This is a genomic window from Actinomycetospora sp. 2LY8.5, assembly GCF_057180585.1.
The window spans coordinates 90,088-107,027 of sequence record NZ_JBXUHE010000007.1; the positions used below are offsets into that span (position 1 = coordinate 90,088).

The following is a 16,940-nucleotide window of genomic DNA, read 5'->3' on the forward strand; positions in this document are numbered from 1 at the left end:
GCCTCAGGACAGGTTGAGCACCGCCAGCACGCCGCCCTGGATGGTCGTGACGTAGCCGGTGCGGCCGTCCGGGGTGACGGCCACGCTGCTCGGACCCGGCGGGGTCGGCAGCGTGGCCGTGACCGCCAGGGTCTGCGCGTCGATCACCGAGACCGAGTTGCTCGAGTTGTTCGCGACATAAGCGAACCGCCCGTCGGGCGCCCAGGTGATCTCCTGCGGGTTGTCCCCGACCGGGATCGTCGCGACCAGCGCGTCGGTGTCCGTGTCGATCACCGTCACGTCGTCGCTGTCGTAGTTGACGTTGGCGACCATCGGGCGGGCGGGGTTCACCGCCACGCTGTGCGGGCTGGTGCCCACCGGGACCTCCGCGACCACCCCGAAGGTCGCCGTGTCGAGCACGGTGATCAGGTTCGACTCGTGGTTGGGCGTGTAGGCCCGGGTGCCGTCACGGGAGAACTCGACCCAGTGCGGGTTCGGAGCCACCTCCACGTCGCGGACGATCGTGTTCGACGCGGTGTCGATGACCGAGATCGAGCCCGAGTCGTGGTTCGGCACCCACAGGCGGGAGCCGTCCGGGGACACCGCCGCGGCGAAGGGCCGCGTCTGCACCGGGATGGTCGCGACGACCTGGTTGGTCGTGGTGTCGAGCACCGAGACCGCGGCGATCGTGCGGGCGTCGTCGAAGACGCTGACGTAGACCCGCTTCCCGTCCGGGGCGAACGTCACGTACTGCGGCGGGCCGGACGTGACCGGGATCGTCGCGGTCACCGCGTTGACCGACGTGTCGACGACCGTGACCACGCCCGCGGTGCGGTTGGCGACGTAGACCAGCCGGCCGTTCGGGGAGACCTGCGCGTACCCGGGGGTCTGGCCCACCGGGATCGACGTGCCGAGCGTGGGGATCGGGACGCTCGCGGCGACCTCGGTCGGCGGTGGCGCGTCGGCCGCCTCCTCCTGCGGGGTGCTCACGCCCAGCAACCGGAAGCCGAGGACGCCGACCACGGCGAGGAGGGCCAGGACGAGGACCCCGGCGACGACCGCCAGGAGGCGGCGGCGTCGGGAGGTCGCCGGGGCCGGGAGGGACAGCGACGGCGGCGGGCTCCCCGCGCCGAACGAGCCGGTCGAGGGCCCCAGCGGCACCGGGCCGGTCGGAGCGTCGTCGTCCCGGTCGTCCCGGGATCCGCCCCGCGGGGGGCCACCCCGACCGGGGCCCGCGGGCCCGGCCGGGCGGCCGCCACCGCGCCCGGTGTCACCGCGCCGCGTACCGATGTTCGTGGTCGTGTCGCCGGAGGACTGCTCCCCCGGCGACATCGTCGTGGTCGTCGCGCGGTCGGACGACGCCGGCGTCGGCGGGGGTGCCTGCTGCCGGGGTGCCTGCTGCGGGGGCTGTGCGGCCGGGCGGGGTGGTGCGGCCGGGGTGGCCGCCTGCTGCCCGACCGGCTGCGGTCCCGGGCGCTGCTGACCGGGCGGCGGCGCCCCGGGGAAGCCGCCCGAGGGCGGTCCGACGACCGGCATCGGCCCGGAGGGCGGCGACGGCCGGGTCGGCGGGGTGGTGGCTGCCGGTACTGCCGGAGCTGCGGGAGCCGCGTTCCGACGCCCCGTGGGGTCGGGCAGGGCGGACGAGAGGATCGCGGCGCCGAGCGCGACGGCGTACTTGGGGTGGGTGTCGACGAGGGTCGGGCGCCCGATCTCCGCGGCCACCATCTCGGCGACGAGGGGGATCCGCGAGGAGCCGCCCACGAGCAGGACGGCGCTGAGCTCGGACGGATCGACCTGGGCGGAGCGCAGGGTGCGCGACAGCGCGGTCACCGTGGTCTCGAGCGGCGCCCGGACCATGTTCTCGAGCTCGCCGCGGGTGATCGTGACGTCGAAGTGCCGCCCGGGCAGGAAGACCGGGACCACGGTCTCGGTGTCGACCGACAGCGCCTCCTTGGCGAGCACGCAGTCCTGCCGCAGGCGCGCGAGCGCCACGGTGGTCTGCGGGTCGCGGAGGTCGAGGTCGTCGAGGACGCCGCCGGAGGCGTGGTTGACATGCGAGAGGACGGCCTCGTCGAAGTCGACACCCCCGAGGCGCTCGATCCCCTCGGGCGACCCGAGGATCTCCACACCGCCGTCCCGGGCGCGCAGCACGGTGGCGTCGAAGGTGCCGCCGCCGAGGTCGTAGACGGCGATGACCTCGCCGTCACGCAGCTCGTGGGAGGAGGCGTAGTGCGCGGCGGCGGCGACGGGCTCGGTGACCGTCGGCGGGTTGTCGAGCCCCGCGAGAGTCGGCACCTCCTCGAACAGGCCGCGGCGGAACGGCCCCCAGTTCGCGGGGTGGGTCAGCACGACCCGCTCCGGCTTGCCGCCCTCGGTGTCGCTGACACTCGTCAGCACGTCACGCAGCAATGCGGCGAGCAGCGCGGTGACCGGCTGCGAGGTGCCGCCGAGCAAGATCGGCGTGGGGTCGCCGAGGCGGCGCTTGAACTCGCGGCCCAGGCGGTCGGGGTGGCTGACCGCGCGGCGGGCCGCGGCGTCGCCCGTGAGGAGCGACCCGTCCTCCCGCAGGTAGACGACGGAGGGCGTGGCCACCGACCGGTCCCCGAGGCTGACCATCTCGACCTGGTCGTCCCGAGCGATCGCGGCGGCGACGAACGTCGTCCCGATATCGACACCGAGGCTGTACATCAGGTCCCCTCCCCGATATTGCTACTGATCGTAACCGGAGAGGCGGTGAAAGCCGAGTGGTCGCACTGATCGAACGACACGGCGGACGACATGGTCGCGGACTGTCGTCGTCGCCGTTGTGCAAGGGGGGTAAACCCCACCTCTGTGTCGGGTGGGCACCCTTCCCGGTCGCCGGGCCGCCGCCCCACGATGACGCCATGGCACCGGACTCGCTCCCCGCGGTCCTCCCCGGTGGCGCCGACGACTCCTGGCACCAGCGCATGCGGCTGGAACGCGAGCTGCACGACGGGCCGGCGCTGCGGCTCTCCGCGCTCGCCCTGCGCCTGGGCCTGCTGAGCCACCGCTGTCAGGACCCCGCCCTCGCCGAGGGCCTCCACGGTGTCCAGGACGAATTGCACGCCGTCCTGGAGGAACTGCGCAACCTCGCCGGCAAGCTCTACCCACCGCTCCTGGACGAGGCGGGTCTCGGGCCCGCTCTGCGCCAGGTCGCCGAGCACGCCGACGCCCCGGTCGCGATCGTCGACAGCTCCGAGCGCTTCGGCACCGCGCTCGAGGGCGCGACGTACTTCGCGGTCGCCGAGTGCCTGGCGGCGCTGCCGGTCGGCGCGCCCGCGGTCGAGGTGGCCATCAGCCGCGAGGGCGACGAGCTGGTCCTCGCCGTCACGGGGCTGGAAGCGGGCGCCACGGGGCGCCTGCAGGAGACCGCGCGCTCGCTCGGCGGGCGCACCGACGTGGGACCGTCCGGGTCCGTGGTGACAGCGAGGATTCCGTGCGCGTAGCGCTGGCCGAGGACGGCGCCCTCTTCCGCGAGGGCCTGCAGATGCTGCTCGAGGCCGCCGGTCACGACATCGTCGGCTCGGTGGCCGACGGCGACGCGATCGTCCGGCTGCTCGCCACCGAGCCGGTGGACGTGGCCATCCTGGACATCCGGATGCCCCCCGAGCCCGACGGCGGCCTCACCGCCGCCGAGCGCCTCCGCGCGCTTCACCCCGACATGGGGCTGCTCTTCCTGTCGCACTACGCCGAGTCGCACTACCTCATGCGGATCCTCGGGATCGGTACCGAGCGGGTCGGCTACCGGCTCAAGGAGAAGGTCGGCAGCGTCGACGTCCTCTCCGACACCCTCGAGCGCATCGACGACGGCGAGATCGTCATCGAGCCCGTGCTCGCGAAGCGGCTGGTGGAGAAGCCGCAGGGCGGCAAGTTGGGCCTGATCTCCGCGCTGTCCGAGCGCGAGATCGACGTGCTGCGGCTGATGGCGGAGGGCCGGTCGAACAACGGCATCGCCGCCCAGCTGTTCGTGACCCCGAAAGCGGTCGAGAAGCACATCGCGAACATCTTCGACAAGCTCGGGCTCCAGGCCGACACCGCCGCGCACCACCGGCGGGTCCTGGCGGTCCTGACCTACCTGCGCTCCCAGCGCGAGGACGGCTGACACGAGCCTGGTTTGCAGACCCCCGGCGCCCTAGCCTCGCGCCCGAGGGAGGCCGGAACGGTGACCACGGAGAGCACGGCGGCGACCACGACGGTGGGTGCGGCGCCCCGGCGCGCCCACCTCGTCCGCCCGCTGATCACCGCGGGCGTGGTGGTTGTCGTGCTCGGGCTGGTCCTGGCCGTGTCGTCGGTGCTCACCCTGCCCGACACAGCCGGGGTCTGGGCGCCGTTCCTCGGCGCGGCGCTGGCGGTCGTCGTCCTGCGCGTCGCCGGCCCCGCGCTCGAGCGCGTCGCGACCCGCCTGGACCCCCGCCCGACGTCGCCGTACACGGCGCTCGCAGCGGCGGGCGCCCGCACCGGGGCCGAGTCGCTCGAGGCGGCCCTCGCCGGGCTCGCGCAGGTGCTCGCCGACGGCACCCGGGCGCGGCGGGCGTCGATCTGGCTCGCGCTGGACCACGGGCTCGTGCCGGCCGAGGCGGACCCCGACCGCCCCGAGGTGCTCGTGCCCGACCTCGCGGCGCTGCTCGCGCGCCCCGAGGTCGACCACGCCGTGCCGGTGCGCACCGGGGACGACCTGCGGGCGGTGCTGGTGCTCGAGAAGCCCGGGCAGGCCGTGACGCCCGCCGACCGCCGCCTCGTGCGCGACGTCGCCGCCGGAGCGGGCCTGCTCGTGCGCGGTGCCCGTCTCAACGCCCGGCTGTCGGCGCGGGTGCGGCGGGCCGACGACCTGGGCCGCGAGCTCACCGAGTCCCGGCGACGCCTGACTCGCGCGCGTGACGCCGAGCGGCGCCGGCTGGTCACCGAGCTCGCGCACGTCACCACCGATCGGCTCGAGGCGCTGCGCGCGGCGCTGGACGAGGCGGGTGTCGCGCTAGAGTCCGACGACCCCGCCCCGGCCGGCCCGGCGCTGACCCGGGCGCTCGAGGGGCTCGAGGACCTCATCGACCGGTTCCGGGTGATCGTGCGCGGGGTCTACCCGACGGTGCTCACCGCGCAGGGACCGGTCGGCGCGCTCGAGGAGATGGCCGCCGACCTGCCCCGCCTCACCACGGTCGTCGGGAAGCTTCCCCGACGCCTGGCGTGGGAGGTGGAGTCCGGCCTGTACTACGTGGCCGCGGCGGCGCTGACCCACCTGGCCGGGTGCGCGGGCGAGGGCCCGGTGGAGGCGGTCCTGACCCACGAGGGCGGGCGGCTCGCGGTGCAGGTGGGCGCGGTCGTCGCCGGCGGCACCGAGACCGAGGACGCGCTGCGGGCCGCGGTCTCCGAGGACGCCGACCGCCTCGCCGCGCTCGGTGGCCGGCTCCACGTGGATCGTGACCACGGACGCCTGCGGATGGTCGCCTCGGTGCCCGACGAGCTCGAGCCGGTCGTGGAGTCGGGGCCGGAACCGGCAGGGGCTCGCCGATGACCGCCACCGCCGTGCCCGCGGAGCCGGCCACCGCGGCCGCCCGTACCGGGGGTCCCAGCCCCGCCACGCTCGGGTGGGCGCTGCTGCTCGGGCTCACCTCGCTGTTCTCGTTCGTCTGGCTGGGCCTCGGCGCGATCGTCGCCGTCACCGCGTACGTCCCCGGGCTGGCCGACCCCGCCGCGCCGGAGGGGACCTGGGCGCGGGCGGTCACCGACGCCGCCGCGCGCAGCGAGCCCGCGGGCCAGGCGCTCGTCGACTACGTCCTGTCCGTGGCCGCGATCGTGTTGGCCGTCGCGCTGATGCGCCGGGCCCCGCGCTGGTGGGTCGCGCGGTGGACGGTCGTCGCGCTGGTCGGCTCGGCGGGGGCGTTCAACCTGCAGGCCCACGCCGCGGCCGCCGCGGCACGGGACGCGGCCGGCATCGAGATCGGCGGGGTGCACCAGGTCGTCCTGCACGCGGTCGCCTGCCTGGCGTTCGTGGTCGCGCTGCTCCTGCACCCCACCGGACGTCCCGGCGTCGACATGCGGACCACCACCGGGCGCCTCGTCGTCGCCGCCGGGTCGGTCGGGCTGCTCGTGGTCGGGTTCGGTACCGCGCTGCTGCCCCACACCGTGAGCTGCGTGCTCTTCTTCGGGGCGGTCGTCCCCGCGGCCGGCCTGCTCGCATTGACCCACCGGCAGCGGTCGGGGCGCCTCACCTCCGAGCAGCGGACCCAGGTCCGGCTCGTCGTCAGCGTGCTCATCGCCGCCGTCGTGACGACGGTGGTCCTCGGGATCATGACCGTGGTCCTGCTGGTGTTCGGACGCCCGGGTCTCGAGCTCGTCGACCCCACCGCTCACGGGACGCACGCGCCGACCGGTCCCCTCTTCTGGGCCTCCCGCCTCGCCTCGGTGGCGATCCCGGTGGCGGTGCTCATCGCCGCCGACCGTCCGCGCCTGTGGTCGGCCGAACGGCGCTTCGGGCGCGGCCTCGCGCTCGCGCTTCTCGTCGTCCTGGCGGGCGGCACCGTCGTGATCGTCGAGGCCGCCCTCGCAGGGTTCCTCGGCGGCACGGCCGCGCTCGTCATCGCGGTCCTGGTCGGGGCCGGGCTCTACCCCGTGCTGTCCGAGCGGATCGAGCGCACGGTCGACCAGCTCCTCTACGGACGCCGCCCCACCCCCTACAGCGCGTTGGCCGGGATCGTGGCGCTGAGCGGTCCCGGCGAGGAGGAGGGCCCCGACATCGCCGCGATCGCCGAGGCGGTGGGGGTCGGGCTCGGCGCGCGCTGGTGCCACCTGACGGTCACCCGCCCCGGGCTGCGCGACCGCACCTACCGTTGGGTCGCTCCCGGCGCCGCCGGGAGCGACGCGGATGAGGGCACCGAGGTGACCGTGCGCCGCGGCGAGGAGCGGATCGGCACGCTGGCGGTCGACCGCGGCGCCGGCGTGGGCCTCGACGCCGACCGGCGCCGGTTGCTCGGCGACATCGCCGACAGTCTCACCCCGGTGCTCGAGGCGAGCAGGCTCGGGATCGACCTCGAGCGCCAGCTGCGCGCCGCCCGCGCCCACGCCGAGCACATCGCCGCCTCGCGGCGCCAGGTCGTCGCCGAGATGGACCACGAGCGCCGCACGATCGAGCGTGACCTGCACGACGGTGCCCAGCACCACCTCGTGTCGCTGCGCCTGGGCCTCGGCCTCGTCGAGCACCACGTGCGGGCCGGGCGCGTCGAGAAGGCGCGCGAGCGGCTCGCCGACGCGCTCGAGCGGATCGCGACCGCCGAGTCGAAGCTCGCCGAGACCGCCACCGGCGTGTCCTCCCTCGTGCTCTCCGAGCGCGGCATCGTCCCGGCGCTGACCGCCGACTTCCACGGCGTGCACCCGCCCGTCCTGCTGTCCTCCGAGCTCGCCGCGGGGCGGCGCTTCGACGGCGACGTCGAGGCGGCCGTCTACTTCTGCTGCCTCGAGGCGGTGAACAACGCCCGCAAGCACGCGCCCGGCGCCACCGTGACCGTGCGGTTCAGCGAGTCGGCGGGGCCCTCGGGCTCGCAGCTGCGGTTCGTGGTGCGCGACGACGGGCCCGGCTTCGACCCCGCGTCCCTCGGTGGCGCCGCCGGTAAGGGGATGCGCAACCTCAGTGCGCGGATCGTGCGCACCGGCGGCGGCATCTCCCTCGACTCGGCGCCGGGACGGGGCACGACGGTCGAGGGCTACGTGCCGGTCGCGCCCGCGATGGACGAACCGGAGGCCGCGCCCCCGGTGGAACCGCTGTCCGAGGCCGACACCAGCAACGTCGGCCCGTCGCTGCTCGACCCCCGGACGCTCACCCTGGCCGCGCTGACCGAACGGCCGCCGTCACGCACCGCACCGGTGACACGGGTCGCGCCGGCATCCCCGCCCGAGCCCGGACCCACGGAGGTCGTCCGTGTCGCGGGTGCGGTGACCCCGCCCGGCGCCGACGCGCAGACGGCGACCGTCCGCAGACCCGATGCCGAGGAGCCGGCCGACGGGGACGCCCCGGCGGCCGCCGAAGCGGCGTCCGAGCAGGACGTGGCGCCGGCCGACGTCGCCGGCCGGGCTGAGTCCGCCGAGCCCGCGCACGTCGACGCCACGGATGTCGCGCCCGCCGGCGAGCCCGAGTCGGAGCCCGAGTCCGCCGACCCGGAGCCCGGGTCGGAGCCCGAGTCAGAGCCCGAGTCAGAGCCCGAGTCAGAGCCCGACGAGGACGCCGACGAGCCACCCGAGCCACCCGAGCCACCCGAGCCCCCGCGAGGACGCGAGAACGGCCAGGACCGCGCCGAGGGCACCGACGCCGCCCCTGACGCCAGGGTCGACGGCGCGCCCGGCCCGGTGCCGCGGGTGGCTCCGGAGCCGCGCCGGGAGCCGGTCACCGCGCTCACCCCGCTCGCCGTCGTCCCTGGGCCGCGGGAGCCGACCAGGCCGGTCGCGGGCGCCGCGCCGCGCGCCGGGCGGATGCTGCTCGACCGCGTGCGCGAGCTCCTCGACGAGGCCCGGGCCGCGTGGCCCGGCGGGCCGCAGGCGGCGCGGATCGCGGAGATGCGCACCCGACTCGAGGGCGCGCTGCGCCTGGCCGTCCGCTCGAGCGTCGGTCCGGCACCCGCGCCGACGCTACGGTCGATGCTCGGCGAGCACCTCGCCCGCGGCACGGTCGTGGTCGACGACGCCCGCCCGGACGGCGTCGTGATGCTGACCGACGTCGGCGGCCCCGGCCCCCGTCCCCCGCTGCCCCACGCCCTCGTCGCGGCCGGGACGCCGCAGCGCTCGGCGGCCGCGGTCGAGCGCCGCCTGGTCGCGCGCTCCGACGTCCTGCGCGCCCGGACCGCGGTCGAGGCACTGGACGTGTTCCTGCGCGCGGCCCCGCGCGACCCGCGGACCGACCGGTTGCGCTATCGGCTCGAGAGCCTGCGGATCGGGAACCACGCGCTCGTCGAGGTCGAGCTGCTCGCCCGGCCGCCGAGCCTGGCGCCCGCCGACCAGGAGCGCGCCGAACGGCTCTGGGGCGGCGACGGCGACACGCCCCACCTCCGCCTGGGTCTCCCGCCCGACGCCGAGGCGGCCGCCCTGTCCGACGCCCTCGAGGCCGAGCGTCGCTTCTGGCAGGTCCGCCTGGCCCACCCGGCCTCCACCCGGGGGCTGCGGATCGCGTCCGAGGCCGCGCTGCGGACCTGTGACGAGCTCCAGGGCCGCCTGGGGCGGTAACCCTCGGGGGGCCCGCCCCACCCTGCTCCGGGGGTCGGCCCCGGTCGTGCGGGGGCGCGCTCCATCGTGAGGTGGCCACGCCCTGAGCAGGCTTCTGACCAGCGACAACTCGCGGTCAGGAGGCCACCATGCCGATCATCGCCACTGCCCTGCCCCGGTCCTGGTCGCGCGACCGTCGCCGGGAGTGGGCCGAGATCCGGTTCGCCGAGCACGAGGTCCGCAACCTCTGGCGCACCGCCGCCGTCCGGGGCGGGCTCGGCGAGAGGTCGCAGATCTGGGAGGACGCCACCGAGGCCGGGCGCCACATGGCGAACGCGCTCGGGGTGGCGAACGTCCAGTTCACCCACCTCGCGCCCGGATGGATCGAGATCCAGGCGCCGGCCGACCCGGCGGAGATCGACGAGCCGGCCGAGGACGCGGCGGACGCCATGCCCGATACGACCCGGCGCCCCACGCGGCCGCTCTCCCCGGTCGTCTCGCGCGCCCTCGCCCGCGGGCACCGGGAGGCGACCCCGCGGTGACCGCTCAGCGCCCGAGACCGTGCTCCCGGGCGCGGGCGATGGCCTCGAACCGGTCGGTCACGGCGAGCTTCGCGTAGGTGCTCGAGAGGTAGTTCCGCACCGTCTTGCTGCTCAGCGAGAGCTCGGCGGCGATGCCCGCCGTCGAACGCCCGGTGGCGAGCAGCTCGAGGACGCGGCGTTCCTGCGTGGTGAGGTCCGGGAACGGTGCCGCGGGGACGCGGTCGTCGTCGAGGCGGGCGACCAGCCCGGCGGCGGCCGCGGTCCCGACGGCCAGGCCCCCGTGGGCGACGACCGACACCGCCGCCGACAGCTCCGCGGTGTCCGCGCCCTTGAGCACGTAGCCGCGCGCCCCCACGCGCAGGGCGGCGAGCACCGCCTCGTCGTCCTCGACCATGGTCAGCACCAGCACCGCGGGCGCCGCCGGGCCGACCGCGATCCGCCGCGTCGCCTCGACCCCGCCCATGCCCGGCATCCGCAGATCCATGAGCACGACGTCGCACGCCGTCGTGGCCAGCAGCGCGAGCGCGTCCTCGCCGGACGCTGCCTCGCCGACGCACGCCAGGCCGGCGGTGCGCTCGGTCATCGCACGCAGACCCGAGCGGTAGAGGGGATGGTCGTCGACGAGCACGATCCGCACGTCGGTCACGGCGCCGGCTCCGGCGCGCGGTCCCGCAGCGGCACCCGGACCGCTACGCGCGTGCCGCCGCCCTCCGCGGCCGTCAGGCAGGTCGTGCCGCCCAGCTCGGCCGCCCGGCGGCGGATCGACCCGAGCCCGACGCCCTCGCTCGCGTCGGCCTCGAAGCCCACGCCGTCGTCGCGCACCTCGACGGCGAGCGCGCCGCCCTCGACCCCGATCCGGACGTCGCACCGCGAGGCCGCCGCGTGGCGGGCGGCGTTCGCGAGGGCCTCGCAGACGATGCGGTAGGTCGCCACCTCCACCGCGGCGGGCAGGCTGGCGGGCACCTCCTCGAGGTCGAGGACGACCCGGGGACCGGCCGCGCGCCGCGCGTGCTCGGCGAGCGCCCCGGTGAGCCCGAGCTCGTCGAGGGCGGGCGGCCGTAGCCCGTGCACGAGGTGGCGCAGGTCGGCCATCGCCGCCTGCAGGTTCGCCTTCACCGCGTCGAGCTCGGCGGCGACGGCCGGGTCGGCCGCCTGCCGCGCGCCGTCGAGCCCGAGCACGGCGTGGGCGAGGACCGGGCCGAGGCCGTCGTGCAGGTCGTGGTGCAGGCGCCGGCGCTCCTCCTCCGCCGCGAGCACCAGCCCCTCCCGCGCGGTCTGCAGCTCGCCGACCAGCGACGACGCGTGCAGCGCCGCGCCGAGCGTGCGGGCGAAGGCCGCGAGCAGCGGGCCCGCCGCGTCGCCCGTGACGCGCAGGGTGCCGACCGTCGCGCCGGCGGCGACCATCGGGACCGCCGTCCCTGCGCCCGGCGCGGGCGGGGTGCCGGCGCGGGCGAGCTCGACGCCGTCGCGGTCGAGCACCGCGACCCCGTCGACCCCGGCGCCCGACCGCACCGCGTCCGCGGCCCCCGCGAGGGCGTCGGGGCCGTCGAGGCGGGCGGTCACCGAGGCCAGCGCGGTCAGGGGCTCGGCCGCCGGGCCGTGGACGAAGCGCCGCATCCCGCGGTCGGCGAGCGTGCGCAGCGGGGCGAACGCGGCGGCGACGGCGGCCACCCCGAGGAACCCGGCGGCGTCCGGCACCCACGCCCCGGCGGCCGCCACGACCACGACGTAGATCACCGAGCAGGTCGCGGCGGCGAGGCCCGCCACGACGGTCCGGTCCACGGCGAGGTCGAGGCCCGGCAGCCCGTCCAGGACCGCGGCGGCGACGGTGCCCGCGACGACGACCACCCCGAGCCCCATGAGCAGGTCGCCCACCACGACCGGCACACCCGGCAGGAACACCAGCAGCACGAGCAGGGCGACGGCGACGACGAAGCGGCGCAGTGACCGCCGGTCGGTCCGCGGCGCGCCCCGGTAGCGGACGATCGCGGACGCGAGGCACGCGAGCGCACCGACGAGGGTGGCGAAGGTGAGCACCCCGGTGGCCCCGTCGATCGGGAGGTCGGGACCCAGCGGCGAGGGTGACCCGTCCTCGAGCCGCGGCTGCAGGATCCCGACCACGACGAGGGCCCCGAGCAGCGTCAGCACGACGACCTGCAGCGGGCGCCAGCGCGGGGAGGGCACCTGCCCGGTCGGGAACCAGAGCGGCAGCAGTGTCGGGATCGCGAGGAACGGCACCCAGGTGATCTCGCTGACCCACCGGGCCCAGGCGGCCGGGGCGCTGGGGCCGATGTGACCCGCCCACTCCGCGAGCACGAAGCTCACGGCGAGCCCGGCGGTCGACAGCAGTACGAGCCCGACCCGGTGACGCGGGGCGCGGGTGAGCACGAGCGCGCCGGCGAACGGCACCAGGCCGCCGATCACCGCATCCACGACGTAGACCCCCGACACCCCGTGCTCCGCGGCGTTCGCGACGGCCGGCGGGACGCCGACCAGCACGAGCGCCGCCGCGAGCCCGGCGACGGCCCAGGGCCACCGACGGGCGGCGCTCTCCGGGGTCATGGTCACGGAGCTTTCCCGACCGATGTCCCACACCGCCACGGTCGGGACGTCACGGGTCGTTCGGGACACCGTCGGGACGTGCTGGCTCTGACGCCGCGGTCGCCCGCCCGCTGTGCTCGTCGTCAGCACGCCGCCGACGGGGCGGCGCGACGAGCACGGAGGCGGACATGGACCGGCAGGCGGGGATTCGGATCACGGCGGTGGCGGCGCTGCTCGGCGCGCTGGCGTGGGTGGTCAAGTGGGCGACGATGGCCGCCCAGGGCGCGAGCGGGAGTCCGATCGACGTCTCGGCGTTCTTCGTCGGGCTCGTGCTGGTCGCGGTCGGGTCGGTGTCGCTCACCCTGCGCCTGACCCGCGGCCGGTCCCGCGGCGTGACGACGGCGGCCGCCGTCGGCGGCGTCCTGCTGACGGTGCTCCTCGTGCCCGGTCTCTCGATCGTCTCCTCGGCGATCTCCGGTGAGGGAACCGTGGCCGGCGGCGAGGGCGGCATCGCGGTCCTCGTCGTCGCGGCCCTCGTGGTCGGGGTGACGGGCCTGCGGACGCGGATCGGGTCGTATCAGCCCGTCTAGCGTTCTCCCGAGACTACCGAAGACGACGCGATCGCGCCGCTCGTCAGCGCCTCGATCCCCGGCCCGACGACGGCGAGGAGCATGTCGGCCAGGACGTCGGCGGGTTCGGCGTCGCCGGCCCGCGCGGCGTCGGGCTCGCCGAGCCACCAGTCGGCGAGCCCCTCGGCGGCGCCGACGAGCGTGTGCGCGTAGGGCAGCGCGACGGCGCGGGGCACGCCGAGCCCGTCGGCCACGAGGTCCGCGGCCTCCTCGACGATGCGCCGGCGCAGGGCGTCGACCTCGCCGGCGAACGGCCCCGTCGACGCCTGCCGATAGAGCACCGTCCACCCGGCCCGCTGCGTGGTGAGGGCGTGGAAGAAGGCGCGCAGGGCTCGGCGCAGGCGCACGAGTGGGGCCTCGCCGGACGCCCCGGCCGCGCTCTGCACCGCGTCCAGGAGCCGTTCCGCCTCGCGGTGCAGGCATGCGGCGAACAGCTCGTCCTTGCTGCCCCCGTGCACGTAGACCAGCGGCTTGCTGACCCCGGCCCGCGCGGCGACCGCGTCCATCGACGCGCCGTGGAAGCCCTCCTCGGAGAACACCGCCACCGCGGCGTCGAGGACCTGGCGGCGGCGGACCTCGGGCGCCAGGCGCTGCCGCCCCGAGCGCGACGTCTCCGAGGTCACGCTTGCGTCCTATCTACCGGCGCGTAAAGTACGGCCCGTTGGCGGGACCGCCAGTACCGGAAACAACGGAGTGAACCCGTGCCCGAGAAGATCGACGTCAACGAGCTGGGTCGCAGTCTCGACCCGCAGTCGTTGTCCGACGAGCAGCTGGTCGGCGCCCTGCGCGACGGCCTGGCCCAGGGCGGGGGCAAGGACATCGATCCCTCCCTGTTCGCGCGACTGGTCAAGAGCACCGGCAAGGGACAGCTCGAGGCCGTCATGTCGTCGGACGTCCGCCGGCCCGTGCTGGACGCCATCTTCGGGCGGATGGCGGAGTTCTACTCCTCGAAGGGTTCCAGTGCGAAGCGCCAGGTCGTGCACTGGCACGTCACCGGCGCGTCGTCCGGCGGCAGCGACGACTTCCAGACGGCCATGCAGCACGGCACCTGCGAGGTGTCGGAGACGCTCTCGGAGGAGCCGCGTACCGAGCTGACCATGGACGGCGTGCAGTTCCTCAAGATCGTGACGAACAACGCCTCGCCGGTCACGCTCTTCATGACCCGCAAGCTCAAGGTTCAGGGCGACGTCGGGTTCGCGACCGCCCTGCAGAAGATGTTCACCATCCCCTCGGCGTGACGGGAGCCCCGCGATGACCTTCTCCATGGAGCTCTCCGAGGAGCACACCGACCTGCGCGACTGGGCCCACGGGTTCGCCGCCGAGGTCATCCGGCCGGCCGCGGCCGAGTGGGACGAGCGCGAGGAGACGCCGTGGCCGGTCCTGCAGGAGGCCGCGAAGATCGAGCTGTACAACTTCGAGACCCTGGCCAGCTTCTGGGGCGACGAGAGCGGCCTGAGCCTGCCGATCGTCAACGAGGAGCTGTTCTGGGGTGACGGCGGCATCGGAATGGCGATCTTCGGGACCACGCTCGCCGTCGCCGGCATCTTCGCCTCGGGCACGCCCGAGCAGATGGTCGAGTGGATTCCGCAGTGCTACGGCGACGCCGGCGACGTGAAGGTCGCGGCGTTCTGCTCGTCGGAGCCCGAGTCGGGGTCGGATGTCTCGGCGATGCGCACCCGCGCCACCTACGACGAGGCGAAGGGCGAGTGGACGCTCTCCGGCGCCAAGGCGTGGGCGACCAACGGCGGCATCGCGAACATCCACGTCGTCCAGGCGGTGGTCGACTCCTCGCTGGGCTCGCGCGGCCAGGCCGCGTTCGTCGTGCCGCCGAACACGCCGGGGCTCGAGTCCACCCGCAAGATCAAGAAGATGGGCCTGCGGGCGTCGCACACCGCCGACGTCTTCCTCGACGACGTCACGGTCCCCGGCTCCTGCCTGCTCGGCGGCAAGGAGAAGCTCGACGAGCGCCTCGCGCGGGCCCGCGAGGGGCAGAAGTCGAAGGGCTCGTCGGCGATGCAGACCTTCGAGCTGTCGCGGCCGACCGTGGGCTCGCAGGCGATCGGGATCGCGCGGGCGGCCTACGAGTACGCCCTGGACTACGCGAAGGAGCGCATCACCTTCGGGCGTCCGATCATCGACAACCAGTCGATCGCGTTCACGCTCGCGGATGTGAAGACCGAGATCGACGCGGCTCGCATGCTCGTGTGGCGCGCCGCGTGGATGGGGCGCAACAACGTGGCGTTCGAGGCCGGCGAGGGCTCGATGTCCAAGCTCAAGGCCGGCCGCGTCGCGGTGTGGGCCACCGAGCGTGCGATCCAGATTCTCGGCGGCGCCGGCTACTCGCGCGAGCACCCCGTCGAACGGATGCACCGCGACTCGAAGATCTACGACATCTTCGAGGGCACCGAACAGATCCAGCAGCTCGTCATCGCCCGCGCCATCAGTGGCCGGCACATCGCCTGACGCTCCCCAACGGCATCGGCGCTGGTCACGAGGGTTGTTGTCGTGACCGGCGCCGTGGTGCGTCCAAGCCCGGCGTGTGCCTCGGCGTCCGGTCCTCGGCGACGTCTTCATGATCAGGCCGTCCTCAGGCCGCCGGAGGAGTTGGCGCCGGCCACGGCCTTCCGGCCCTGGCCTCCCACTCCGTTCCGGCGGGCCGGGGCCGAGCCGGCGCCACGACAGTGAAGACAAAGCCTCTACTTGAAACACGAGATCATCGGGCCACGGCGTTATCGTCGTAGATTCAACTGTTCAATCAGCGCCCGCGCAACATACGAAGCCACCTCCGCCGCCCCTGTGCTCAGTGCAACGGCTGATACCGACTCGTCTGGCTTGAGTCTGAGCGGCTGGCTCGTCATCTTGATGTTGTAGGCGCGGTCGCTTGAGCGACTCTCGTCAAACGTTCCAGTGGTGAGTACTGATACCGGATCGACGCCAGCGCCGATGGCTATCCGATCGCCTTCTATCAAGTTGAGGTTGCCCATCAGACGCAGCATGTCGGCGATCTGCGTCGGCAACCTTACCGGATCGAGAACAGAGGCGATTGAGTTATGGGGCACGGTAGACCACGCAGAGACCTGACCCGACTTGCCGACTCGGACGCCTCTAAGTTGCTCCTTCTGGGGGGAGTCCCAGGAACCGCGGCTCTGCTCCGGCACACGCACGATCGCGTCCACCTCTGTCCCCGAGGGTTCAAGACCTGCACTCGCCTCGACAACTCCGGATTGCCGTAAGCGCCTGGGCAGAGAGTCACGAATCTCCGCGGGAACTCTTCCAGAATACCCGCCGAACGCAATTGGAATTGCGTGGACCTCAAGCATTGGTCGCGAAGTCGACTGAAACCCCTGCTGCTCCGGTTGAAAGTCGCTCCGCCACTCAACCTGCGTCGATGCATCAAGGTTCTCGAAGTCGAGAGACTGGTCGGCTGACTCGAGTTCCCTGATCTTGGCGGTTACCTTAGGAAGCAGCTCCAACGCATTAGAGAAGGAATCATGGAACACGCCAATGGTATAGTCACCTATCTCGCGCGACAAGGCCTGCTGCTCGGGCTCGAACTCGACACCCGTCTTGCGGTAAACGATTAGAGGCATCCCTGCTGCCCTTGCAGCTGTCCATTCCTCATGTGTCGGAGAGTTTCCAGTGTCCAGGAATCGATGGCCGTACTGAGGTCCAAGTAGGAGGATGCACATCTGCGTCTGCCAGGGCACTTAAGCACGCTTGCCGACTCGGCACGTGTTGGGCGCTAAAGTCTTCGAAACGAATGACCTCGTGACCCAAGGCTGCGATTATTCCAGGAAGGGCGTCCTGCTCTTCCTCAAGGCCTTTTCTGACGCTACTCAAGAAGACGCGCACGGTGTACCGTCCGATCGGTTGGCGCTAAGCTGAACAACTCTTGACGAGAGGGGAACCGTTGGCCTCCGAAGATGCAGTGCTCGCGTACTGGAAGGAGCAGCGCGAACAACTTCGACAATCGGAGACCCAGCGCTCCACGCTTACGAACTTCCTCCTCGTGATCACAGCAGCACTAAGCGCTCTAATCGTGCAA

14 protein-coding genes are annotated in these 16,940 nt (G+C 74.0%); 8 read left to right on the forward strand and 6 right to left on the reverse strand.

Annotation, left to right across the window (positions count from 1 at the left end):
• Positions 1-3: 3 nt before the first annotated feature.
• A complete protein-coding gene (locus AC2A1K_RS11570) occupies positions 4-2,667 on the reverse strand; it encodes an Hsp70 family protein (protein WP_483896441.1) in 2,664 nt (887 codons plus the stop codon).
• A 197-nt stretch (positions 2,668-2,864) separates the two neighbouring features.
• On the opposite strand from AC2A1K_RS11570, the gene AC2A1K_RS11575 reads away from it, so the two are divergent.
• From AC2A1K_RS11575 to AC2A1K_RS11595, 5 genes are all read left to right on the forward strand, one after another.
• Positions 2,865-3,446, forward strand: a complete 582-nt coding sequence (locus AC2A1K_RS11575; protein ID WP_483896442.1) for a histidine kinase — start codon at positions 2,865-2,867, stop codon at positions 3,444-3,446.
• On the forward strand, positions 3,437-4,102 hold the full coding sequence (locus tag AC2A1K_RS11580) for a response regulator transcription factor (protein WP_483896443.1): 666 nt from the start codon (positions 3,437-3,439) through the stop codon (positions 4,100-4,102). Before AC2A1K_RS11575 ends, AC2A1K_RS11580 begins: the two co-directional genes overlap by 10 nt.
• A 60-nt stretch (positions 4,103-4,162) precedes the next feature.
• On the forward strand, positions 4,163-5,509 hold the full coding sequence (locus AC2A1K_RS11585) for a sensor histidine kinase (protein ID WP_483896444.1): 1,347 nt from the start codon (positions 4,163-4,165) through the stop codon (positions 5,507-5,509).
• Complete coding sequence (locus tag AC2A1K_RS11590) at positions 5,506-9,204, forward strand: ATP-binding protein (RefSeq protein ID WP_483896445.1); 3,699 nt, start codon at positions 5,506-5,508, stop codon at positions 9,202-9,204. The genes AC2A1K_RS11585 and AC2A1K_RS11590 overlap by 4 nt, the downstream gene beginning before the upstream one ends.
• 128 nt (positions 9,205-9,332) lie before the next feature.
• Entirely contained in the window at positions 9,333-9,725 is a 393-nt protein-coding gene (locus AC2A1K_RS11595) for a hypothetical protein (protein WP_483896446.1), read from the forward strand.
• 4 nt (positions 9,726-9,729) lie between these two features.
• Here AC2A1K_RS11595 and AC2A1K_RS11600 read toward each other — a convergent pair whose 3' ends face one another.
• Positions 9,730-10,371 (reverse strand): response regulator transcription factor, encoded by a 642-nt coding sequence (locus tag AC2A1K_RS11600; protein WP_483896447.1) that lies wholly within the window; start codon positions 10,369-10,371, stop codon positions 9,730-9,732.
• A complete protein-coding gene (locus AC2A1K_RS11605; RefSeq protein WP_483896547.1) occupies positions 10,368-12,287 on the reverse strand; it encodes a histidine kinase in 1,920 nt (639 codons plus the stop codon). The genes AC2A1K_RS11600 and AC2A1K_RS11605 overlap by 4 nt, the downstream gene beginning before the upstream one ends.
• 167 nt (positions 12,288-12,454) lie before the next feature.
• Between AC2A1K_RS11605 and AC2A1K_RS11610 the strand changes: the two genes are divergently transcribed.
• Positions 12,455-12,856 (forward strand): hypothetical protein, encoded by a 402-nt coding sequence (locus AC2A1K_RS11610; RefSeq protein WP_483896448.1) that lies wholly within the window; start codon positions 12,455-12,457, stop codon positions 12,854-12,856.
• Here the strand turns inward: AC2A1K_RS11610 and AC2A1K_RS11615 are convergent.
• A complete protein-coding gene (locus AC2A1K_RS11615) occupies positions 12,853-13,518 on the reverse strand; it encodes a TetR/AcrR family transcriptional regulator (RefSeq protein ID WP_483896449.1) in 666 nt (221 codons plus the stop codon). The genes AC2A1K_RS11610 and AC2A1K_RS11615 overlap by 4 nt on opposite strands.
• A gap of 78 nt (positions 13,519-13,596) precedes the next feature.
• Between AC2A1K_RS11615 and AC2A1K_RS11620 the strand changes: the two genes are divergently transcribed.
• Positions 13,597-14,133, forward strand: a complete 537-nt coding sequence (locus AC2A1K_RS11620) for an SCP2 sterol-binding domain-containing protein (protein ID WP_483896450.1) — start codon at positions 13,597-13,599, stop codon at positions 14,131-14,133.
• Between the two features lie 13 nt (positions 14,134-14,146).
• Positions 14,147-15,358 carry an acyl-CoA dehydrogenase family protein gene (locus AC2A1K_RS11625; protein WP_483896451.1) on the forward strand — a complete coding sequence of 404 codons (1,212 nt, stop codon included), beginning with the start codon at positions 14,147-14,149 and terminating at the stop codon, positions 15,356-15,358.
• A gap of 266 nt (positions 15,359-15,624) precedes the next feature.
• Here the strand turns inward: AC2A1K_RS11625 and AC2A1K_RS11630 are convergent, their stop codons facing one another.
• Together AC2A1K_RS11630 and AC2A1K_RS11635 are read right to left on the reverse strand one after the other, a co-directional pair.
• Complete coding sequence (locus AC2A1K_RS11630; protein WP_483896552.1) at positions 15,625-16,602, reverse strand: hypothetical protein; 978 nt, start codon at positions 16,600-16,602, stop codon at positions 15,625-15,627.
• Positions 16,514-16,747 carry a DUF4062 domain-containing protein gene (locus AC2A1K_RS11635; protein WP_483896452.1) on the reverse strand — a complete coding sequence of 78 codons (234 nt, stop codon included), beginning with the start codon at positions 16,745-16,747 and terminating at the stop codon, positions 16,514-16,516. Before AC2A1K_RS11635 ends, AC2A1K_RS11630 begins: the two co-directional genes overlap by 89 nt.
• Positions 16,748-16,940: the final 193 nt, after the last annotated feature.